This is a genomic window from uncultured Nonlabens sp. (genome assembly GCF_947495285.1).
Taxonomy (GTDB): Bacteria; Bacteroidota; Bacteroidia; order Flavobacteriales; family Flavobacteriaceae; genus Nonlabens.
In genome coordinates this window covers 76,659-96,812 of sequence record NZ_CANLXZ010000013.1, presented here as the reverse complement: position 1 = coordinate 96,812, position 20,154 = coordinate 76,659, and the positions used below count along the sequence as shown (strand labels likewise).

Here is a 20,154-nt window from a genome sequence, read left to right as displayed (position 1 = left end):
AAAAACAATAAAACAGCTAATCAAACCAGTAAAATGGTTAGGTTTGCTATGTCTTAAATTTATTTAGGACAGGATTGACCAAATAATGTTAATAAAGATCGTGCTAGGTAAAAAGTTCTGACTATCGCTTAACCAAGCATTTAAAATGAATTTATTATTTCCTGACATATTCAGACTGCTTTCTTGAAGGTTTAATGCTTCTTTTATTTTATACCGAAGCTGTGTTACAGACTTCTAATAACTTTTCAATAATCTTATCTTTTTATTTTTGAAGATGCGTTGAAAAAGTTCTCTGGTGGAATTAATTCATTTAATTGTGAATCAAAAAAAAACCGAAACTCAACGTAGTTAAGCCTCGGTTTTCAAGTTTTTATATTCAATTTCTCATTCAGTGGAGCGTTTTATCCACGACGTCTTTCTAGAAGAATCATCATCATAAGACCTAACATTACTCTTTCTTTATCATCTTCGTCTATCTCTGCCACTTTTTCAAGTTCAAATTCTTTACCGAAGAAAGAAGGCATTTTCTTTAATTTAACTACTATCTGACCTGCTTTGTTAGTCACATTATAAGTAGGATTAAATAAATAACCTGTAAAAGCACCTAGAACAGGTATCTCTCCTATCATGGAGTCTGCAACACGTACCCATGCGTTTGCTTCCTGCACTTTATACTGCGGCTGGTTATTTTGATCTACGATATCATACTCTGCCTTCCACATAGAGCGCCATCCTTTACGAGCAATTTTACCTATTTCATTACCGCTAGCGTCTGTCATAGAATATGCAGCACTAAAATCCAGCCATTTATTTGCCGCGATGGTAAATAAAACTTGCGATTTACTCTCGTCACTGTAAACTGAAATGGCTTCTTTGAGCTTAAACATTTTTTGCTTTACGTAAGCAATAGTTTGTCCTGACGCATTTTTTGCTGTAAAATCATTACTTAGGGTAGTGATTTTAAAAGAGAATTTAATAGGGTATTGTAAGTTGTTCATTCTGTTTTAATTAGTGGTTAAATGTAGTATTATAATTCCGCTTTCGCGAAAGCGGAAACAACATTAATATTTTATAAATTAATATTTAAATTACAACATCAAGTTTTGCAAATCTTAGAAGTAATTTTTTAAGACCACCGACATTAAAGTTAATTTCAGCTTTTTTCTCACCGCCAGCACCTTCTAGATTAACTACTGTCCCACGGCCAAAGCGCGCATGTTCTACTATCATACCTGTCTGTAAATCGCCCTCAAAACCAGAAGGAGCACTAGAATTACTAGTTGAACGACTTACAGGTCGCATTTTTCTTAGTTTTCTAATTTGTTCTTCATTAGGCTGGCTGACACTAGGTGGTGTTCCATTCTTAGGTTTAGACTGGCGCAGTTTTGATTTATCTGGCTCATCCCACAGGTCATTATTCATCAATGGTTTATATCGATAATTATCTATAGGTGTCGTGTATTCTATAAAATCTTGATTAATTTCTGTAATAAAACGACTAGGCTCTGCGTCTACTAGTTTACCCCATCGATAACGGCTCAATGTATAGGTTAAATAAGCTTGATGCTCTGCTCTGGTTAATGCCACGTAAAATAATCTTCTTTCTTCTTCTAGGTCCTCACGAGTATTCATACTCATACCACTAGGGAATAGATCTTCTTCCATACCTACAATATATAAATATGGGAATTCTAGTCCCTTAGATAGATGAATGGTCATTAGAGAAACGCGGTCATCGTCTCCTGTATCTTTATCTAGATCTGTTGCTAGTGCGACATCTTCTAGAAATTCTGACAAGGCACCTCTTGCGTCTGCGACTTCTTTTTGTCCTTCTACAAAATCTCGCATACCGTTAAGCAACTCTTCCATATTTTCTATACGAGAGATTCCTTCTTGAGTGCCGTCTTTCTTGAGTTCAGTTAATAATGCTGTTTTCTTTAAGATATATTCTGTGAGTTCAAAAACGTTTTGAGTTAGATCTAGCGCTTGAAAACTCTTAATCATGGTAACAAAGTTTTTTAACTTTGTTTTTGTAGAACTGTTTATTCCTGCATCTACTCGATCTATGTTTTCCATGACCTCAAAAATGGTGCGGTCATAATGTTTTGTAGCGGCAATTAAACGGTCCATAGTCGTAGCACCTATACCTCGAGCAGGGTAATTGATAACTCGTTTTATAGCTTCCTCATCTTTGGGGTTTACCACCAGTCGTAGATATGCAAGTACATCTTTTACTTCTTTGCGCTGGTAAAAGCTAAGACCACCATAAATACGGTATGGAATATCACGTTTACGCAACGCGTCTTCCATGGCACGAGACTGTGCGTTTGTTCTATAGAGAATGGCAAATTTTCCATTATCTAACTGGTGTTGCATTTTGTTTTCAAAAATAGAACCGGCTACATAACGACCTTCTTCTGCATCGCTCATAAGTCGGTGGACTATAATTTTAGGTCCATCGTTATTTGCTGTCCATACTACTTTATCAAGTTTAGTTTTATTGTGCTCGATGATAGAGTTTGCCGCTTCAACAATGTTTTTTGTAGAACGGTAATTTTGTTCCAGACGGTATGCTTTTACATTATCATAATCCTTCTGAAAGTTCAAGATGTTATTAATATTTGCACCACGGAAAGCATAAATGGATTGCGCATCATCACCTACCACGCATATATTTTGAAATTTATCTGACAGTGCTTTTACTATCAAATACTGTGAGTGGTTCGTATCCTGGTACTCATCTACCAGTATGTATTGAAAACGATTTTGATATTTTGCTAGAACTTCTGGAAAGCGGTTTATTAATTCATTAGTCTTTAATAATAAATCATCAAAGTCCATCGCACCTGCTTTAAAACAGCGCTCTACATATTCTTTATAAATCTCTCCAAAACGTGGACGTCGTGCCATGGCGTCTGCCTCTTGTAAATCGGCAGCATTATAATAGGCGCGTACGGTAATCAGACCGTTTTTAAGAGAAGAGATGCGCGACTGTATTTGCTTGTATTTATAAACATCTTTATCCAGTCCCATTTCTTTTATAATAGCACTCGTAAGACGTTGTGAATCTTGAGAATCGTAAATAGTAAAGTTAGATGGATAGCCTAGTTTATCTGCCTCCATACGCAATAGTTTTGCAAAGACAGAGTGAAAAGTCCCCATCCACAAATTTTTAGCCTGTCCGGCACCCACGATATCACCGATACGTTTTTTCATCTCTTTGGCCGCTTTATTTGTAAACGTAAGAGATAAAATATTAAACGGATCTACACCTTGTTGCATCAAATATGCAATACGTATGGTAAGCACACGAGTCTTCCCAGAACCTGCACCAGCAATGATGATCATAGGACCTTCCTTTTGTAAAACTGGTTCTCTTTGGGCGTCGTTAAGTTGGGAAATATAATCTTGCACAGGTCTTCATTTTATAGAGTATAAAGATAAGGCTTGTGCTGTTCTCACTTCTGCGAAAGCGGAATAAAAATCTAGCGTTTTTTCAACATTAAAATTTTTTAAAGTATAAATTCATTGCAGTTATATCTGATCTTATATGACAACTATTGTATTTTTAGATCTTAATTATTTTTTATGGAACAAATTTGGGATTTTATTGCAAACATAGCATGGTACTGGTACCTCATCGCTTTTATAATTATAGTTGCACTTTTTGATATTTTTAATAAGAAACATATAATACTCAGGAATTTCCCTGTTGTAGGACATATAAGGTACTGGCTAGAAAGTATAGGTCCAGAATTGCGTCAATACATTGTGGCAAATAATCGTGAAGAACTTCCTTTCAATAGAATTGAGCGTGGCTGGATTTATGCTAGTGCAAAGAATGAAAATAATTATGAAGGGTTTGGAACTGATCGTGACATTTACTCGCACCAGTATATTTTTATCAATAATGCGATGATGCCTTTTAAACTTGATGAAAATCATGTTACTGCTAAAGATCCTGGATTTTTGCCTTGTGCAAAGGTTATGGGAGCTGCAAAAAATAGAAAAAGACCTTTTAGACCTAGAAGTGTGATTAATGTGAGCGCGATGAGTTATGGTAGTTTAAGTGCCAAGGCTATTGAGGCTTTAAACACTGGCTGTAAGGAAGTACATGCTTACCATAATACTGGTGAAGGCGGATTATCTCCTTATCATAAAACTGGGGCTGATGTGGTTTTTCATTTCGGTACGGGATACTTTGGTGTACGTGATGACGAGGGTAATTTTTCTATGGAAAAATTAAAACAACTGGTTAAAGACCATCCACAAGTAAGAGCTATAGAGGTGAAACTATCTCAAGGGGCAAAACCTGGAAAAGGTGGCGTATTACCTGGTTCTAAAATTACCCAAGAGATAAGTGAGATACGCAACGTACCTATGGGGAAAGATGTTCTCTCTCCACCTACTCACAGCGCTTTTAAAGGTGTACAAGGCCTTGTAGACTTTGTTGAAAAAATAGCTCAAGAAACTGGACTACCTACTGGTATAAAAGCTGCAATAGGTAAACTAGATCAATGGGAAGAACTGGCAGATATTATGAAAGCTACAGGAAAAGGTCCTGATTTTATCACTGTAGATGGTGGTGAAGGTGGCACTGGTGCTGCACCACCTAGTTTTGCAGACCATGTATCGCTTCCATGGGTGTATGGTTTTAAAGATCTTTATCAGGTTTTTCAGAACAGACAAATGACGGAAGATTTAGTTTTTATTGCTTCTGGAAAATTGGGTTTTCCTGCCAAAGCTGCGATGGCATTTTCTATGGGAGCAGATGTTATTAATGTGGCTCGTGAAGCAATGATTTCTATAGGTTGTATACAAGCAAAAGCATGTCACAACAACACCTGTCCTACTGGTATTGCTACTCAAAATAAATGGTTGCAACGCGGTATAGTCGTTCCAGAAAAAGCTGGTAGACTGGCTAGCTATTTTAAGAAATTCAATAAAGAAGTGCTAGAAATTACTCACGCAGCTGGTTATGAACATCCATGTCAGTTTGATATGAGAGATGTAGATGTGAATATAGGAGATAGCAATATGACACAAACTCTAGAGCATACTTATAAATATCAAAAAACGGTCGTTCCATTTAATGGTATGCAAGAATTAAAAGACTGCATACATCTAGGTGGTAAATAAAATAAGCTGCTCAATGAAAAGAGCAACTTACTGTAAAAACTAACCAGATAACACTCCATCATATAACAGTTAAACTCGATGTGATTTAAATGGAGTGTTATTTTACAAGCATAAAGCAGTCTGGTATATGGATAAAAGCAACATAGGAAACCACACCTTTATACTATAAAATTATTAGTATGAATAGATAAACAGGAAAAGCACTATAAAATTATTTGTCAAATAACAATATCCTATTATTTTTGAACGTTCCACAAAATTAAAACTCCATCATGCAAGAAGCTATTTTTTCTTTAATCCAGTCCTTATTACCCTCATTTATTATTGCAATAATCTCTTATTATTTCTTTTCGACTTTTATGAAGAATGAAGAAAAAAGAAGACGTTTTATCACTGTAAGAGAATCTCAAGCAAAAACACTTCCTACTCGCATGGCTGCCTATGAGAGATTAGTCCTTTTTCTTGAACGCATAAAACCTGCTAGCCTTATCGTGAGAACTAAATCTAATAATTTATCAAAGTCTGAGTATGAGCAGGCACTAATTGCGGCTATAGAACATGAGTTTGAACATAATATAGCACAACAAGTATATGTGAGTGAAGAATGCTGGAATATCATACGTGCCGCAAAAAACGCAACCATACAAAAATTACGTCAAGTGTCTATGACAGACAAACTAACTACAGCAGACGGATTGCGACAGGCTATTCTTAATGACCTTATGGATAAACCTACACCTAGCGCCACTGCGATAAGCTTCTTAAAGGCCGAAGTTAATGACTTGTTCTAAGTAAAAACTTACCCTAGCGATAAAAAATATAAATTTGTTTAAGATCTATAGTTTTTATAGTTCATATTTTCAATAAATTATAAATTATAGTTGTGAAGTACGTAAGTCATTTTACCTCTAATATTTTCTTCAAACGTTTCTTACTTTCTGTATTAAAATGCGTAAAAGACTGATCTATAAGAAATTTACCATGCTCTCTTTTATATTGAGCTTTTAAAATATCTCGCGCATTTTCATAAAATCTCCATACGTGGTGTAAACTAGCCTGCATGAGGTCCATGTAATTTTGCTGACTCATCGCATCTAGGTTTATTAAATAATCAAACGCTGCTGTTCTAGTCTCCGTACTATAAATAAGTCCCGTATAAGACTGTAATCTAGTTAGTAACGGCAGTAACTCTTCGTTACTATACCCACTAGAATTGAGTGCCAAAACTATCCACGCCATATCTAGACTATAATTCATTTCTTTCCATTGCTGTTTTGTTTCTTCTAAAAAGGTTCTTTTATCACTCACATCATTCCATAAAAGAAATAAGGCAGACTCTCTAGTTACGTAAGAATCATCGTTGAGCATGCTTTTTATTAACTCTCTATTTTCTACATTAATACTAGGCGTACTTAAAACTATTAATTGATTTACCTCTACATTATCCAGTGTTGCGGCCTCTCTCAATAACTCATATTTCTTATTTGTATTATGAATACTTAATTGCGCCACCATTTCTTTAACCAGTTCTAATTCTATAGGCTTTTCTAGCGTTTCTTTATAAGAATAATAAGACTCATCAAAATTGGATATACGTCGTGCCGCCAGTTGTAAAAAGTTTTCCATAATAGGTTCTTTTCTCAAGATTTGTAAAGCTGCAGCAGCAGGAAATGTAGTAGATGTTAACCATGTGGCTTTAAACTCGTCTAGATTTTTATTGCTTACTTCTTCTACTATATCTAGAAAATCATTTGTAGTTACATTCTTGTATTTATTTTTTATGAGGTAACGTGTTACGCTTTCGCGAAAGCTGAACTCTCCAACCGTATCCTTTAACGCATGTAAAGCCCATGCTCCATGTTGATAGAATGTAAGCGAGTTTGCTTTGGGATCTAACAAAGCGGTACTTTTCCCTCTAGCAGTCTGCTGGTTCAAAGCCTCGGCATACTCATATAATTGATGTTGAAAATGAGAATTACCGTATAGATTCTTTTCGGCTAGCAATGCATAATAACTAGCAAATCCTTCATGCAACCAGTGGTGTTTTGCATCTGTCTCGGTAACTAAATTACCAAACCATTGATGCGCTAGCTCGTGCGCATTTACGTTTACATAACTGCGGTCATTTGCTCCCAGCGCATCGGTAAAAAACACATCGCTAAAAACGGTTAAACCTGTATTTTCCATCCCAGAATATAAAAAGTCTTTTACAGGAATTTGCTTATAAGCTTGCCATGGAAATGCTACTCCTATCTCGCCTTCTAAGAAATCAAAAATCTCTTTAGAGTGTTGATAGGTAGAAGCTACTTTATCTCCTTGATTTTTATAATAGTAATATTCCAGCGGTAAACCAGAAGAACTACTTTCTTTTTTTACCTCATAATCTCCTACAACCACGGCCAGCAAGTAACTAGACATAGGTTTTTGCATGATGTATTTCCATGTTTTCACATCTTTACCATCAATGACTTGTGACAGCACACCGTTAGAAACTGCAAGCTTAGAAGCAGGTGCGGTAATAGACGTATTCCAGATGATCTTATCATTCATATCATCCATACTAGGCAACCAGTTGCTGGTATATTTACCTTGTCCCTGCGTCCATAGTTGATCCCACAAACCATCATCATCTATATCTATATGGTACATAGCCTTTGATGGGTAACTGGTAAAAGAGATATGCAGCACGTGCTCCTCTCCTGCCTTAAAAGGTGCTTGTACTACAAGTTTCTTACCGTCATAAATCATTTTCACTTCCTTATTATCTAATAAGGCGTTGTAAGAAACTAGATTTTTTGCATCCAGAAAAATAGATGACGCATCATTTAAGATTTCAAGATTATAGTCTACTGTACCTTCTATCTCATTAGAATTTGCATCTAGATGTATAGACACATCAGCCTTTTTATAATCTACCGTTGTTAACTGACTAGGCGTGTTTTGTGATTGAGAAAAATAAGCTCCAAAAAGAGCAACTAGTGTGATCCATTTCATAAGGGCGAAAAATACAAAAGATGTACCGCAATTAACTCCTAGCGAGTCATGCTTAACCTTCATTAACGATAAGACTATCGCTACCGCATAAAGTTTTAAGAAACTGATCTTACTCTACGAGTATAAATCTCTATTTTCGTAACTTAAATTAAACGACATTGTACGAGAACAGTTTTCCTCATAAAAGATTTAGATTAACTCTAGAGTTTCTAGAAAAACACATCCCTAAAACAGATACCATTCTAGATTTAGGTGTTGAAAATCCGTTTTCTATGATTATGAAAGATGCTGGTTATGAAGTACAAAACACTACGGGACTGGACCTAGATGACGATGTAAGTGAAATTAATGATTTTAATGGCGATGTCGTTACTGCCTTTGAAATTTTTGAACACCTAGTAAGTCCTTATACTTCTTTAAAAGCAATTAAAAGTAATAAAGCCGTGATAAGTGTACCTTTAAAACTATGGTTTTCTAGCGCTTACCGTAATAAAAACGACATTAGAGATCAACACTATCATGAATTTGAGCCCTGGCAACTGGATTACGTTCTAGAAAAAGCAGGCTGGAAAGTAGTGGACCGCATGAAATTTACAAATCCTGTTAAAAAAATAGGAATACGTCCCTTACTAAGAAAATTTACAGACCGCTATTATTTAGTCTATTGTGAAAAAGTAAATCCTTCATAGCCGTTGAAAATAGTCATTATCATACCTGCACATAATGAAGAACAATTCATTAAATTAACCTTAGACAGTCTAGCACAGCAAACTTATAAGGCAGCACAAATAGTGGTGGTAGATGATAACTCTACAGACGCTACTTATGACATAGCTTGCTCCTATGCTACTGTGCTACCTATTCATGTGGTAAAAACCTCTTCCAGTGCGCAAAATATACCAGGCTCTAAAGTGATTCATGCCTTTAATTATGGGTTATCTCAAATAGATATAGAAGATTATGACATAGTCTGTAAATACGATTCGGACTTAATTTTTCCTGAAAACTATTTAAAAGATGTGGTGACTCGCTTTCGCGAAAGCGAAACAATAGGAATGACAGCAGGACATTGTACTATCGATAAAGGTGGAACATGGCAAGTAGAAAGTCTAAATAATCCTGATCACATAAGAGGTGCTTTAAAAGCGTACAGAACAGAGTGTTTTCAACAAATAGGTGGTCTCAAGGCCAGTATAGGTTGGGATACGATCGATGAGATGCTGGCGCGGTTTTATGGATGGCAAGTCTTTACTATTACCGGTTTGCATGTAAAACATTTAAAACCTACTGGAGCGGCATATAATTCTAGATCTAAATACCTACAAGGAGAGGCTTTTTACAAAATGAATTATGGCAGGACACTCACTTTTATTACAGCCATAAAAATGGCATGGAATAAAAAGCAATTCTCACTTATTACCGATTATTTAAAAGGGTACCGACTGGCACAAAAAAAGAACCTTACTCCACTGGTAACAGAAGAGCAAGGTCGTTTTATAAGAAATTACCGCTGGAACGGTATAAAGTCTAAACTAGGGTTTTAGAAATTAAAAGCAAGTCCTACACTCACGTTGAACTGATTATAAAGCTCTTCCTGGACTGTTAGGTTTCCAGATTTATATTTTGCTAGTGGAAAAGCAGCCTCTGTATAGAGACCAAAACCGTCTGTAAAGAAATATCTAGCACCTACATGACCACCAAAGTTTTTTGTACTAAAAGCAAGACCTGGATAAAAATCAAACATAGGATCTATGTTGATCACGTTACCTATGTTTGCATTAAAACGTAATTTTATGGTTGCTCTTTCATCAAAGCTTGCGTCTATACTATCTTCTAGACCCAGTGCATAGTTAGCTCCTATACCCATAGAAAAATTCTCTGCAAGACCATAATCATAAGTCCATTGTATACCAGATGCGTTACTTTGAAAATCTGCACCTATTTGTACTTTTTGATCTCCTTTACCTGCAAATACTTGGGCATTAAGAGTTACACCAGCTATAAGAGCCGCGATAAGTAATAATTTTTTCATGGGATAAGTTTTAATTTTGCGATCGCAAATATAAGATTATACAATTTTAAAAGAACTTATTATTTTAAAGCATCGCTTATAGGATTACCAGTAGATCCATTAGGAAACCCTATTTTTAAAAGACTCGATACAGTCGGTGCTATATCTATGATCTCTGTGCGCTTACTGCTAGATCCTTTATTAATTCCATTACCATAAAACAATAATGGTACATGAGTATCATAACTTTGAGAACTACCGTGCGTAGAGCCCGTTTTAGAGTAAGAAATAACAGCTGGTTCTAGAACATAGATCACATCACCACTACGCTTGTGATGAAAACCATTTTGAATCAACTTTCCTGTGCCATCTTGCATAGTACCAGATACTAACGCATTTCTAGTAAATACCTTATCGATATGTTTATAATCTACTATAGTCATTGCTATAAAGTTCTCTAGATCGATAGGATTGATATTATTTTTAATCAGGTTTGCTTTATTAAAGAATATCTGGTCGTTAGAAATGTTAGAAACTAAATCATTTACACCATACTTATCCTGTATAGCTTTATATAGATTATTCTTAAAGTCAGATCTATTAAAGTAACCTGCGTTTATTCTTCTAGTCTGGAGGTAAACTGGGTTATTAATCGCACCATGATCTGCGGTTAAGAAAATAGTATAATTCCCATTACCTACTTCTTTATCGAGAGTCATGAAAAGACGCTCTAAATCTTTATCCAGTCTCAAATAGGTATCTTCTATCTCTACCGAGTTTACACCGTATTGATGTCCTATATAATCGGTGCTAGAAAAACTCACCGCAAGAAAATCAGTCACCTCATCCTGCCCCATATTTTCTGCTTTTATTGCTGCGATAGCAAAATCTGCGACTATGCTATTACCATATGGAGTCGCTTTGATAAGGCTGTAATTATCATTTTTTTCTCTCAAATAATTTAAATCATAAGGAAAAACAGCGTTAGTCTTACCTTTAGGTGCTTTTTCAAATTTATTAAGATCTGTACCACTAGCTGTATAGGTTTCTAATGGGTAAAGGGTATTCCAGGTTTTAAGATAATCGTCTGCTTTTCTAGAGGCGTTAAAATCTGCCGCCCATTTAGGTAATCGTTCTAGATAAAATGTGCTAGAAATAAAACTTCCTTTATCACCACCTTCAAACCAGTAAGCAGCATCTGCGGCGTGCCCTGCTGGTAAAATAGCACCTCTATCTTTTACAGAAATTCCTATCACCTTTGCTTTACCTTGAGTGTGCAATTCTAGTTGATCTGTCACTGTAGTGGTTAACATTCTACGTGGTGACATTTTACCGTCGTTACTTAAAGAACCTACACCACTCACCTGGTCATCACTTGCGTTATAAATAACCTTACCCTCAAATTTATCGTACCAGTTGTTACCTATAATTCCATGATTCATAGGTGATGTACCTGTATAAATAGACGCATGTCCTGGCGCAGTATAAGTAGGTACATAATTATAATGATTATTAGTCAGGTTAAAACCCTCATTCATAAGTCTTTTAAACCCACCATCTGTATAGCGGTCATAAAATCTAGATAAATAATCATACCTCATTTGATCTACTACTATACCTACTACTAGTTTAGGAGCTTTTTCTGGCGCACTCGATTCTGTCATGGAGGACGTAGATGGATGGTAGTCTCGCTTTGGCGAAAGCGTGCTACAAGAAGTCAACAAGACAAAAAGAAGTATCAGAGAAAGTAAATTCTTCATAGAAAAATATTTTTCACAAAAGTAAACTATGAAAAAATGAACAAGTTTAATAAAGCATTAAATTATGTGGAATTATTTTTATCTATTTTTACCACGATGAAATTTTTAAAACACATAGGACGTTATATGATCATGTTGTACGGCGTTTTTAAACGACCGACTAAAGCAATAGTTCTAAAGGAGTTAATCCTTAAAGAAATAGACGACCTTATTATTGGTTCTCTAGGCATCACCGCATTTATCTCTCTATTTATGGGTGCCGTTGTTGCCTTACAGACTGCGCTTAATCTAGATAACCCATTGATTCCTAAATCATTAATAGGTTTTGCTACAAAGCAATCTATAATTCTAGAATTTGCCCCTACATTTATATCGGTTATTATGGCCGGTAAGGTAGGCTCTTATATTACCTCTAGTATAGGTTCTATGCGTGTTACTGAGCAAATAGATGCACTAGAAGTTATGGGTATCAACCCTTTAAATTACTTGATTTTCCCTAAAATCATAGCCCTGCTTTTCTATCCGTTCTTGATTGCTATTATCATGTTCGTAGGAATAGCTGGTGGTTATCTAGCGTCTGTCTATGGCGGTCTTGCTAGCTCTGAAGATTTTATTATAGGATTACAAGATAGTTTTATACCATGGCATGTAGCTTATGCTTTTATAAAAACCATGGTCTTCGGTTTAATGCTGGCCACTATACCCAGTTACCATGGTTATTATATGGAAGGTGGTGCCCTAGAAGTAGGTAAAGCGAGCACGACCAGCTTTGTCTGGACTTGTGTCGCCATCATTATAGCAAATTATATTCTAACTCAATTACTTTTAAGCTAATGATACAAGTAAACGATTTGCGCAAGAGTTTTGGCGATGAAGAAATTCTAAAGGGAATTACCGCAACATTTGAAAAAGGAAAAACTAATATGATTATAGGCGCCAGTGGATCTGGTAAATCTGTTTTTCTTAAAAATATGTTGGGGCTATTTGTTCCTAATAGTGGTGAGATTATTTATGACGGTGAGCCTCTTAATGAAATGGAAATAGAACGCAAGAGTAATTTGCGTAAAGAAATGGGGATGCTTTTCCAGCACAGTGCTTTATTCGACTCGCTTACTGTAGAAGAAAATGTAATGTTCCCTTTACGCATGTTTACAAAAATGCGTTTAAAAGAGCGACAGGAAAACGCAAACGAGATTTTAGAACGTGTTAATCTAGTAGGTCTTAATAAAAAAATGCCTAGTGAGATATCTGGCGGACAGCAAAAACGTGTGGCACTAGCGAGAGCGGTAGTAAACAACCCTAGATTTTTATTTTGTGATGAGCCAAATTCTGGACTCGATCCTAAAACGGCAACGGTAATCGATAACTTAATTCAAGAAATCACACACGAGCGCGATATCACCACAGTAATCATATCGCATGATATGAACTCTGTAATGGAAATAGGTGAAACCATAGTCTTCTTAAAAGATGGTAAACTGGCCTGGAAAGGAACGAACCAAGAGATCTTTAAAACCGATAATGAAACCGTAACCGACTTTGTATATAGCTCTAACCTGTTTAAGAAGGTTCGTATTGCACAGAATAAGGGGTTGTAAAAAAACTTTTAGAAAGCTTAAGTCTGATTATGACATTTCTGATTTGCGTATTTTTAAAAGAAAGGTAAACTGTTTTTCATCTAATCTTATATTCAAACTTCATTTAATTTAAATAATTGATTATTAGATTTTTAATCACAAATCAATTATCTTTAATTAAAATAAAACGCATAACTATGTATCCAACGTTTCAAGAAGAACAAAAGTTTAGAGATCCTAATTATAAAATAATGGAGCTCAATAAGAATGAGCTTAAAACTGAATTAAATTTATGGACACGATTAGACTTGATAGATTGGTTATCATGGAATGATAGAAACGGTGTTTATCGTGATACAGATTCCTTGTTGGAGTTTGGAAATATTTTAGGAAAACAAGAGGCTATTGAAATTATCACTAAGCAAATAGGTGAAAACTCTTCAGATGAAAGTTACCTTTAAATAGAAATAATATTTAATCACTGTATTAAATACATAATTCAATTTTATACATCTCATCTCCATCAGTGCTTCCGTAGTTAAGATGATCATCCAAGGTTATTTCAACAGAATAGACAAATAAAAGTTATAAAACTACAATAGTAATACAAGATTTCACATCTCACTAATCGTAATAGTTCTTAGAAATCATTTGGTATTGAATGAATTGAAATGCATTAGAATAATATTACTTTCTCGAATTAGTTAAAAACATATACCATCATTCAATATATAATTAAAAATGTGAACAATTAAAAATCAAAAACGTACTTCTATAAAAACAACTTATTTAACTTGCTTTACAGAATCAGATAGACAAATGTCAAAAGAAAGTATACATATAGAAAATATTGATGGTCAGCTTTTTGAAGTAAATATTATTGAAGAAGGAAATTCCAAACCAGCTTCTTTTACTCATTATATTCATAATCATAAAAACGGCGTGTCTAAATTCTATAAAAGAGACGCAGTAGAATTTGTTAAAGAAAAATTATCTAAAGAATATCCAGCCAATAAAATAACTAACAAAGTTGCCGAAGAGGCTCTTCAATATTTAATTTTCGATTCAGATAAGACACTTCCTTTTCCAGCTCCAATAAAGCCTAAATTTAAATTCATAGATCTTTTTGCTGGTATTGGTGGTTTTAGATTAGCATTTCAAAATTTACAAGGTAAATGTGTATTTACAAGTGAATGGGATAAATACTCTAAACAAACGTATCGTGTCAACTTTGGAGAAATACCATTTGGTGACATCACTAAAGCTAAAACAAAAAGTTACATTCCAGATGATTTTGATGTATTATGTGCAGGTTTTCCTTGTCAAGCATTTTCCATTGCTGGTAGACGAGGAGGATTTGAAGATACTCGCGGAACACTATTTTTCGATGTAGCTGAAATTATAAAAAATAAAAAACCAAAAGCCGTATTTCTAGAAAATGTAAAGGGATTAAGAAATCATGACAAAGGAAAAACTTTAAAAACCATACTTAATGTACTTCGAGAAGATCTTGGTTATTATATTCCTGAGCCTAAAATCCTAAATGCAAAAGAGTTTGGCGTTCCCCAAAATCGTGAACGGATTTTCATTGTTGGTTTCCGAAAAGATTTGGGCGTTACCCTAAAGGGTCGGGCTATCCGTTTCAAGTCCTCGCTCGTGCCTCGCTGTGGGCTTTCCACTTCTATCACTAACGCATCTTAAGAATGTCAAGAAAAAACTGGTCAAGAGAAGAAACTATAGTTGCATTCAACGTTTATTGCAAAATACCATTTAAAAATAGCAGTAAAACAAATCCTACTATAATTAAATATGCAAATATTATTGGGCGTTCACCTTCTGCCTTAAATATGAAGATTGGAAATTTAGGTAGATTAGACCCAGAACTTAAGAAAAAAGGAATAACAGGTTTAGTAAACGGAAGTCAGTTAGAAGAAATTATTTGGAATGAATTTCACGGAAATTGGGATGATTTAGCTTTCGAAAGTGAAAAGATTATATCTAAATTTCAAGGTAAAAATATTGAAGACGAAGTTATAGTAGAAAATTTTCCAACTGGGAAAGACAAACTAAAATTAGTGAAAACAAGGGTCAATCAATCTTTTTTTAGAAGTTCAGTCTTATCGGCATATAATTTGACTTGCTGTATTACTGGAATCAAAATTCCAGAGCTTCTAATTGCAAGTCATATAATTCCCTGGAGTGAAAACGTTGAAAGAACAAACCCTAGAAATGGTCTTTGCTTAAATAATCTTCACGATAAGGCTTTTGATAAAGGATTAATAAGTATTGATACGAATTACAAAATCACCGTTTCTAAATACCTTTTGGATTATGAAAAAGGAGAGAATGATTTCTATTTCACTCAATACAAAAATAAAAAGATTAAACTTCCAGAAAAATTTCTTCCAAATTTAGAATTTTTAAAAGACCACTATTCCAAATTTAAAAACAATGAATATAATTGATAATATACATTCTGGATATTTCATCAAACGCTCTTTAAATGAGAATTACTCACATATAAGGAAATATGACAAAACTGATGGTCATATAATTTCAAAAGAAGTAAGTATAAAATCTTTTTTGGATAATAATCCAAAAATTTTAAAACTTAACGAAACAACAAACATTACATTTAAAATAGTTGATGATAATGGTAAACCTATTTCTGATGATGATTTAATTGAGGTAAACTCAATTACGAAAGGCCATAAGTATATAAAACGAATTTCAAAATTAACAGAACTAGGTTACCAAGTTAATTTTGACTCTTTTGATGACGATACTTTTAAGTTAAATCTTCAAGTAATTGATAGTGATTTACCTGAGATAATAGCTCATATAGTCAAAGACAAGTATATTAGCAGTATAGTTAAGATAAATGATGTAATTAAAAAAATTAGAGAAGATAACCCTATGAATTATAACCTTTCTCAAGGTCATAAGTTTTACGAATATAGATTAGTGAATTTTTTAGTTGAAGCTGCTTTAGGAATGACCTCAAAAGCAGTATGGTCTGGCAAATATGATATAGTCGGAGGTATTATTATTATTAAACCAAATGCAGAAATGCTTTGTTATCATTTAATAGACTTTAATAAGTTCAAACAATATTTAAAAAACTCTGCAAGACTTGACAACCCTTCAGGCTCAAAAATGGGATATGGAAGTGTTTATAAGAATGAACATGGTTCTTTCATTAAATTAAATTTTCAAATTAAAGCATAGAGTAACTATTAAATACTTAGTTGCAGCATCCTACAAAGATGCCATACATAACAAAGAATTTGTATCGCTTTACACCGCTAAAACAGCAGAAAAAGGAATTCATTATCTTTAATTAGAAGTAAAAAAAAGCTCTCTAGAATAAAGTTCTTGAGAGCTTTTTTTTACTTCTACCAACTACCTACTACTTCGCTGTTTTTTCTATTACAGGAAAAGACTCGTTGACTTTAATTTTGTGGGGCTTCATGCGGTAAGAAAGCCAGTTTGCCATGTTTTTTTTCATGGTCTGTGTATCGTTACCGGTTAGGGTAGAATCTTTGTAACTTACCGTAAACACGTCTGTGGTGTCATAGGTTTGTGTTAATAGATCTTTCTTAATCTCATGGGCATGTGCTATACTAGATAATTGCGGATAGATCAATGCTGCCTCTTCACTTATCATCTCTATTTTTTGAGTTTTACTATTTAAAATATTCAACTCATTTTGTAAAGCGATAATGCGCTGGTCTTTATTTTGCAATTGCTTTATATCGTTGATACGCTCTTCTTGCAGTTTTTCAAAATTCTCATTTCCTGAATTTAAAATCGTACGGCTACCTTGATAAATCTCTATTTTACTATCTTCAAAACCGTCTATTTTTGCAAATCTTGCTTTCCAGTCATTGATTAACGACTCTGGTACTTCTTTACCTATAATAGTCACATCTAGCTGTTTCTTTTCTTGATCCCATTCTGGTGTTGCTCGAGTACCTTCATAAATCATATTTTCTTGAACAAATTTCTTTGAATCAATGATGAATTTTTGCTTTTCATACAATTGTATAAAAAACCAAATAGAAGGAGCTAAAACTATAAAACCTACTAGAGCCGCTATACGAGAGGTACGTTTTCTTTTTGCCTCATTTGCATATTTCACCATAGGAAACTGCAATAATTTACAGACCACATAGGTAGTAAGTGCAATAAATACAGCGTTGATACAAAATAAGTACATCGCCCCACCAAAGAATCCCCATTCTCCATTTGCAATACCAAAACCTGCCGTACACAGCGGCGGCATTAAGGCTGTCGCAATAGCTACACCTGCAATGGCGTTAGAAATAGTTCCTTTTTTTGCCTTAGCAACTATAAGCGCTAGACCACCAAATATAGCGACCAATACATCTAGAATGTTAGGCGCAGTTCTCGCGAGTATCTCACTTTCTGCCTCTTTAATAGGAGAGATAAAAAAGTACAAGGTCGCTGTAAGAAGCGATAGTCCTACCATAACACCTAGATTAGTAAGAGAACGACGCAACATATTACTGTCATTAATAGCCGTACCTAATCCCATACCTACTATAGGTCCCATAAGTGGAGAGATAAGCATGGCGCCTATTACCACGGCAGTAGAATTTGCATTAAGACCTATAGATGCCACCATGATAGAAAATATCAAAATCCAGGCATTGTGTCCTTGAAAAGAGATATCCTTTCTTACAGAGTCTATGGTTTCATGACGGTCAGAGTCCTCACGTATATCTAGAAGATTGTGTAAAAACTCCATAATATTCTCCCATATACCGGTTATCTTTTGTTTGTTATCCTCGAGTAGATTCTCGTCTACTTTATTCACATTCTGCTCTTCCATTAACCTATATTATTGCCATATTTTTCCATGGCTTTATTACGTATTTGTTTGATTTCCTGCTCTTCAGTCATAGGGATAATCATTAATACATCGTCTTGATCTACTACTATGTAATTTTCTAGCCCTTGAACGATTACCTTCTTACCAGCTGCCGTTCTTATCATATTTTTACTAGAATCTATCTCTGTCACAGACGCATTTACTACAGCACTTTGCTTATCATTTTTATCTAGTTTTTCATAAAGCGAGCCCCATGTACCTAGATCATTCCATGAAAAACGTGCAGGTAATACATACACGTCTTCACTTTTTTCCATGATCGCATAATCGACAGAAATATTATCGGCTTTTGGATAATTTTCTTCTAGCCATTGTGTTTCATTGTTGGTATTTAAAACAGATAATCCATTTTTAAATAAAGAGGTTAATTGTGGTTGCGCTTTCGCGAAAGCGGAAACGACACTATCTACATTCCAAATAAAAATCCCTGCATTCCATAAAAAATTACCTGCAGCGATAAATTCTTGAGCCGTTTTAAGATCTGGTTTTTCTCTAAATTGAGATACCTTTTTTACCTCACTTTCCTCCTTATTAAATTCAATATATCCATAACCAGTATTAGGAAACGTAGGTTGTATTCCTAAGGTCATTAACGCGTCTGGATGTAATTTACAGAAATCAAATGCAGTATTAAGGTCTTCGTTAAAGATGTCCTCTTGGGCAATGTAATGATCGCTAGGTGCAACTATCATACTGGCCTGCGCGTTCATTTTCTGAATCTTTAAAGCAGCCAGTAAAATACATGGAGCGGTATTGCGCATAGCAGGCTCTGCAACTATGTTGTCAAAGTTCATGTCGGGCAATTGCTCCTTTACTAGGTCTACATAGGCATGGTTAGTTAATACTAGTATGTGCTGTGCTGGAATTTGATGCTTTAATCGATCAAAGGTCATCTGTAAGAGTGACTTACCTATTCCTAACATATCGTGAAATTGTTTAGGAAAAGATTGCTTACTTACTGGCCAGAATCGAGAACCAACACCGCCAGCCATAATTACTGCGTAGTTGTTGTTATTCATATTGTTTTTAATACTTCTACTTGCGCGTTAGGTTGGAAAAGATACACTTTTCCAGTACTTATTTCTACACAACGGTAGCGTTTACGCAATTTACTTCCTTTTTGGAATTTTCTACCGCTAGGTCCTAAAAAGGTAGTCCCTTCTTGTATTTCAAAGATATAGCTTTTATCACTTTCTGGGTCGTATGATTTTAGGGCGACACTCATCATTGCATCTGTATCGCTACTCGCTTTAGGGTTTTTAAAATGTCGTGCTAGTACAGGCAGTAAATCTTTGGGAAAAATGTCTGGCCTTAAAAAGGGAAGCATGAGTTTTTGAAACGTATGTTTCCACTCTACTCCATGGGGTTTTATCTGTCTACCATATTTTTGAAACGCCACTAGGTGTGCTATTTCATGCACTAGGGTTATTAAAAACCGGTATTTATTAAGATTTGAATTTATGGTTATTGCATGAGAACCGTCTGGGTTTTTACGATAATCTCCATGTCTGGTCTTGCGCTCATTTACAATTTTAAGATGCACCTGATTTTGCTGCAATAACGCAGTTAATGGTGCCGTGGCAAGTTTAGGAAGATATTTTTCTAAAACTGACATTTTAAAAGATACTATTCATGAACTGCGATATTAAAAATAATTAGAGGGAAATCAACGATTTTACAACATTAATAATTGCTAAAATTTACAGTAAACTGATTATTTATAAAAGCATAGTCGTTATGTTTGTAAGTAGGTCTATG

General features: G+C 34.8%; 18 protein-coding genes. 10 read left to right on the top strand and 8 right to left on the bottom strand.

Annotation, left to right across the window (positions count from 1 at the left end; genetic code table 11):
• Positions 1 to 401: 401 nt before the first annotated feature.
• On the bottom strand, positions 402 to 998 hold the full coding sequence (locus Q0838_RS07390; protein WP_298952911.1) for a hypothetical protein: 597 nt from the start codon (positions 996 to 998) through the stop codon (positions 402 to 404).
• A gap of 85 nt (positions 999 to 1,083) precedes the next feature.
• A complete protein-coding gene (locus tag Q0838_RS07385) occupies positions 1,084 to 3,414 on the bottom strand; it encodes an ATP-dependent helicase (RefSeq protein ID WP_298952909.1) in 2,331 nt (776 codons plus the stop codon).
• A gap of 174 nt (positions 3,415 to 3,588) precedes the next feature.
• Here Q0838_RS07385 and Q0838_RS07380 point away from each other — a divergent pair, with 174 nt between their 5' ends.
• Together Q0838_RS07380 and Q0838_RS07375 are read left to right on the top strand one after the other, a co-directional pair.
• Positions 3,589 to 5,139, top strand: coding sequence for an FMN-binding glutamate synthase family protein (locus Q0838_RS07380; RefSeq protein ID WP_298952906.1), 1,551 nt, complete (start codon positions 3,589 to 3,591; stop codon positions 5,137 to 5,139).
• A 272-nt stretch (positions 5,140 to 5,411) separates the two neighbouring features.
• Positions 5,412 to 5,930: a hypothetical protein gene (locus Q0838_RS07375; protein WP_298952904.1), complete on the top strand. Its 519-nt coding sequence runs from the start codon at positions 5,412 to 5,414 to the stop codon at positions 5,928 to 5,930.
• Positions 5,931 to 6,036: 106 nt separating this feature from the next.
• Here the strand turns inward: Q0838_RS07375 and Q0838_RS07370 are convergent, their stop codons facing one another.
• Positions 6,037 to 8,196: a M1 family metallopeptidase gene (locus Q0838_RS07370; protein WP_298952902.1), complete on the bottom strand. Its 2,160-nt coding sequence runs from the start codon at positions 8,194 to 8,196 to the stop codon at positions 6,037 to 6,039.
• Between the two features lie 95 nt (positions 8,197 to 8,291).
• Between Q0838_RS07370 and Q0838_RS07365 the strand changes: the two genes are divergently transcribed.
• Positions 8,292 to 8,822, top strand: coding sequence for a methyltransferase (locus tag Q0838_RS07365; protein ID WP_298952899.1), 531 nt, complete (start codon positions 8,292 to 8,294; stop codon positions 8,820 to 8,822).
• A gap of 3 nt (positions 8,823 to 8,825) precedes the next feature.
• Positions 8,826 to 9,677: a glycosyltransferase family 2 protein gene (locus tag Q0838_RS07360; protein ID WP_298952896.1), complete on the top strand. Its 852-nt coding sequence runs from the start codon at positions 8,826 to 8,828 to the stop codon at positions 9,675 to 9,677.
• Here the strand turns inward: Q0838_RS07360 and Q0838_RS07355 are convergent.
• Complete coding sequence (locus Q0838_RS07355) at positions 9,674 to 10,165, bottom strand: DUF6646 family protein (RefSeq protein ID WP_298952893.1); 492 nt, start codon at positions 10,163 to 10,165, stop codon at positions 9,674 to 9,676. The two genes, Q0838_RS07360 and Q0838_RS07355, sit on opposite strands and share 4 nt — an antisense overlap.
• 59 nt (positions 10,166 to 10,224) lie before the next feature.
• Positions 10,225 to 11,904: an alkaline phosphatase PafA gene (pafA, locus tag Q0838_RS07350; protein WP_298952891.1), complete on the bottom strand. Its 1,680-nt coding sequence runs from the start codon at positions 11,902 to 11,904 to the stop codon at positions 10,225 to 10,227.
• Positions 11,905 to 12,000: 96 nt separating this feature from the next.
• Here pafA and Q0838_RS07345 point away from each other — a divergent pair, with 96 nt between their 5' ends.
• The 6 genes from Q0838_RS07345 (at position 12,001) to Q0838_RS07320 (ending at position 16,709) form a co-directional block, all read left to right on the top strand.
• A complete protein-coding gene (locus Q0838_RS07345; RefSeq protein ID WP_298952922.1) occupies positions 12,001 to 12,738 on the top strand; it encodes an ABC transporter permease in 738 nt (245 codons plus the stop codon).
• Positions 12,738 to 13,502: an ATP-binding cassette domain-containing protein gene (locus Q0838_RS07340; protein ID WP_298952889.1), complete on the top strand. Its 765-nt coding sequence runs from the start codon at positions 12,738 to 12,740 to the stop codon at positions 13,500 to 13,502. The genes Q0838_RS07345 and Q0838_RS07340 overlap by 1 nt, the downstream gene beginning before the upstream one ends.
• A gap of 176 nt (positions 13,503 to 13,678) precedes the next feature.
• Entirely contained in the window at positions 13,679 to 13,942 is a 264-nt protein-coding gene (locus Q0838_RS07335) for a hypothetical protein (protein ID WP_298952887.1), read from the top strand.
• A gap of 358 nt (positions 13,943 to 14,300) precedes the next feature.
• Positions 14,301 to 15,182 carry a DNA (cytosine-5-)-methyltransferase gene (dcm, locus tag Q0838_RS07330; RefSeq protein WP_366942029.1) on the top strand — a complete coding sequence of 294 codons (882 nt, stop codon included), beginning with the start codon at positions 14,301 to 14,303 and terminating at the stop codon, positions 15,180 to 15,182.
• A 2-nt stretch (positions 15,183 to 15,184) separates the two neighbouring features.
• Positions 15,185 to 15,946 (top strand): HNH endonuclease, encoded by a 762-nt coding sequence (locus Q0838_RS07325; RefSeq protein ID WP_298952886.1) that lies wholly within the window; start codon positions 15,185 to 15,187, stop codon positions 15,944 to 15,946.
• Positions 15,933 to 16,709, top strand: coding sequence for an HpaII family restriction endonuclease (locus Q0838_RS07320; protein ID WP_298952884.1), 777 nt, complete (start codon positions 15,933 to 15,935; stop codon positions 16,707 to 16,709). Before Q0838_RS07325 ends, Q0838_RS07320 begins: the two co-directional genes overlap by 14 nt.
• A gap of 181 nt (positions 16,710 to 16,890) precedes the next feature.
• Here Q0838_RS07320 and Q0838_RS07315 read toward each other — a convergent pair whose 3' ends face one another.
• The 3 genes from Q0838_RS07315 to Q0838_RS07305 are packed head-to-tail and all read right to left on the bottom strand — an operon-like array spanning position 16,891 to position 20,011.
• A complete protein-coding gene (locus Q0838_RS07315) occupies positions 16,891 to 18,336 on the bottom strand; it encodes a DUF389 domain-containing protein (RefSeq protein WP_298952883.1) in 1,446 nt (481 codons plus the stop codon).
• The gene (locus tag Q0838_RS07310) at positions 18,336 to 19,415 is read right to left on the bottom strand and encodes a mannose-1-phosphate guanylyltransferase (protein WP_298952881.1); all 1,080 of its coding nucleotides are present in this window, start codon (positions 19,413 to 19,415) and stop codon (positions 18,336 to 18,338) included. The genes Q0838_RS07315 and Q0838_RS07310 overlap by 1 nt, the downstream gene beginning before the upstream one ends.
• Positions 19,412 to 20,011 carry a SprT-like domain-containing protein gene (locus tag Q0838_RS07305; RefSeq protein ID WP_298952879.1) on the bottom strand — a complete coding sequence of 200 codons (600 nt, stop codon included), beginning with the start codon at positions 20,009 to 20,011 and terminating at the stop codon, positions 19,412 to 19,414. The genes Q0838_RS07310 and Q0838_RS07305 overlap by 4 nt, the downstream gene beginning before the upstream one ends.
• Positions 20,012 to 20,154: the final 143 nt, after the last annotated feature.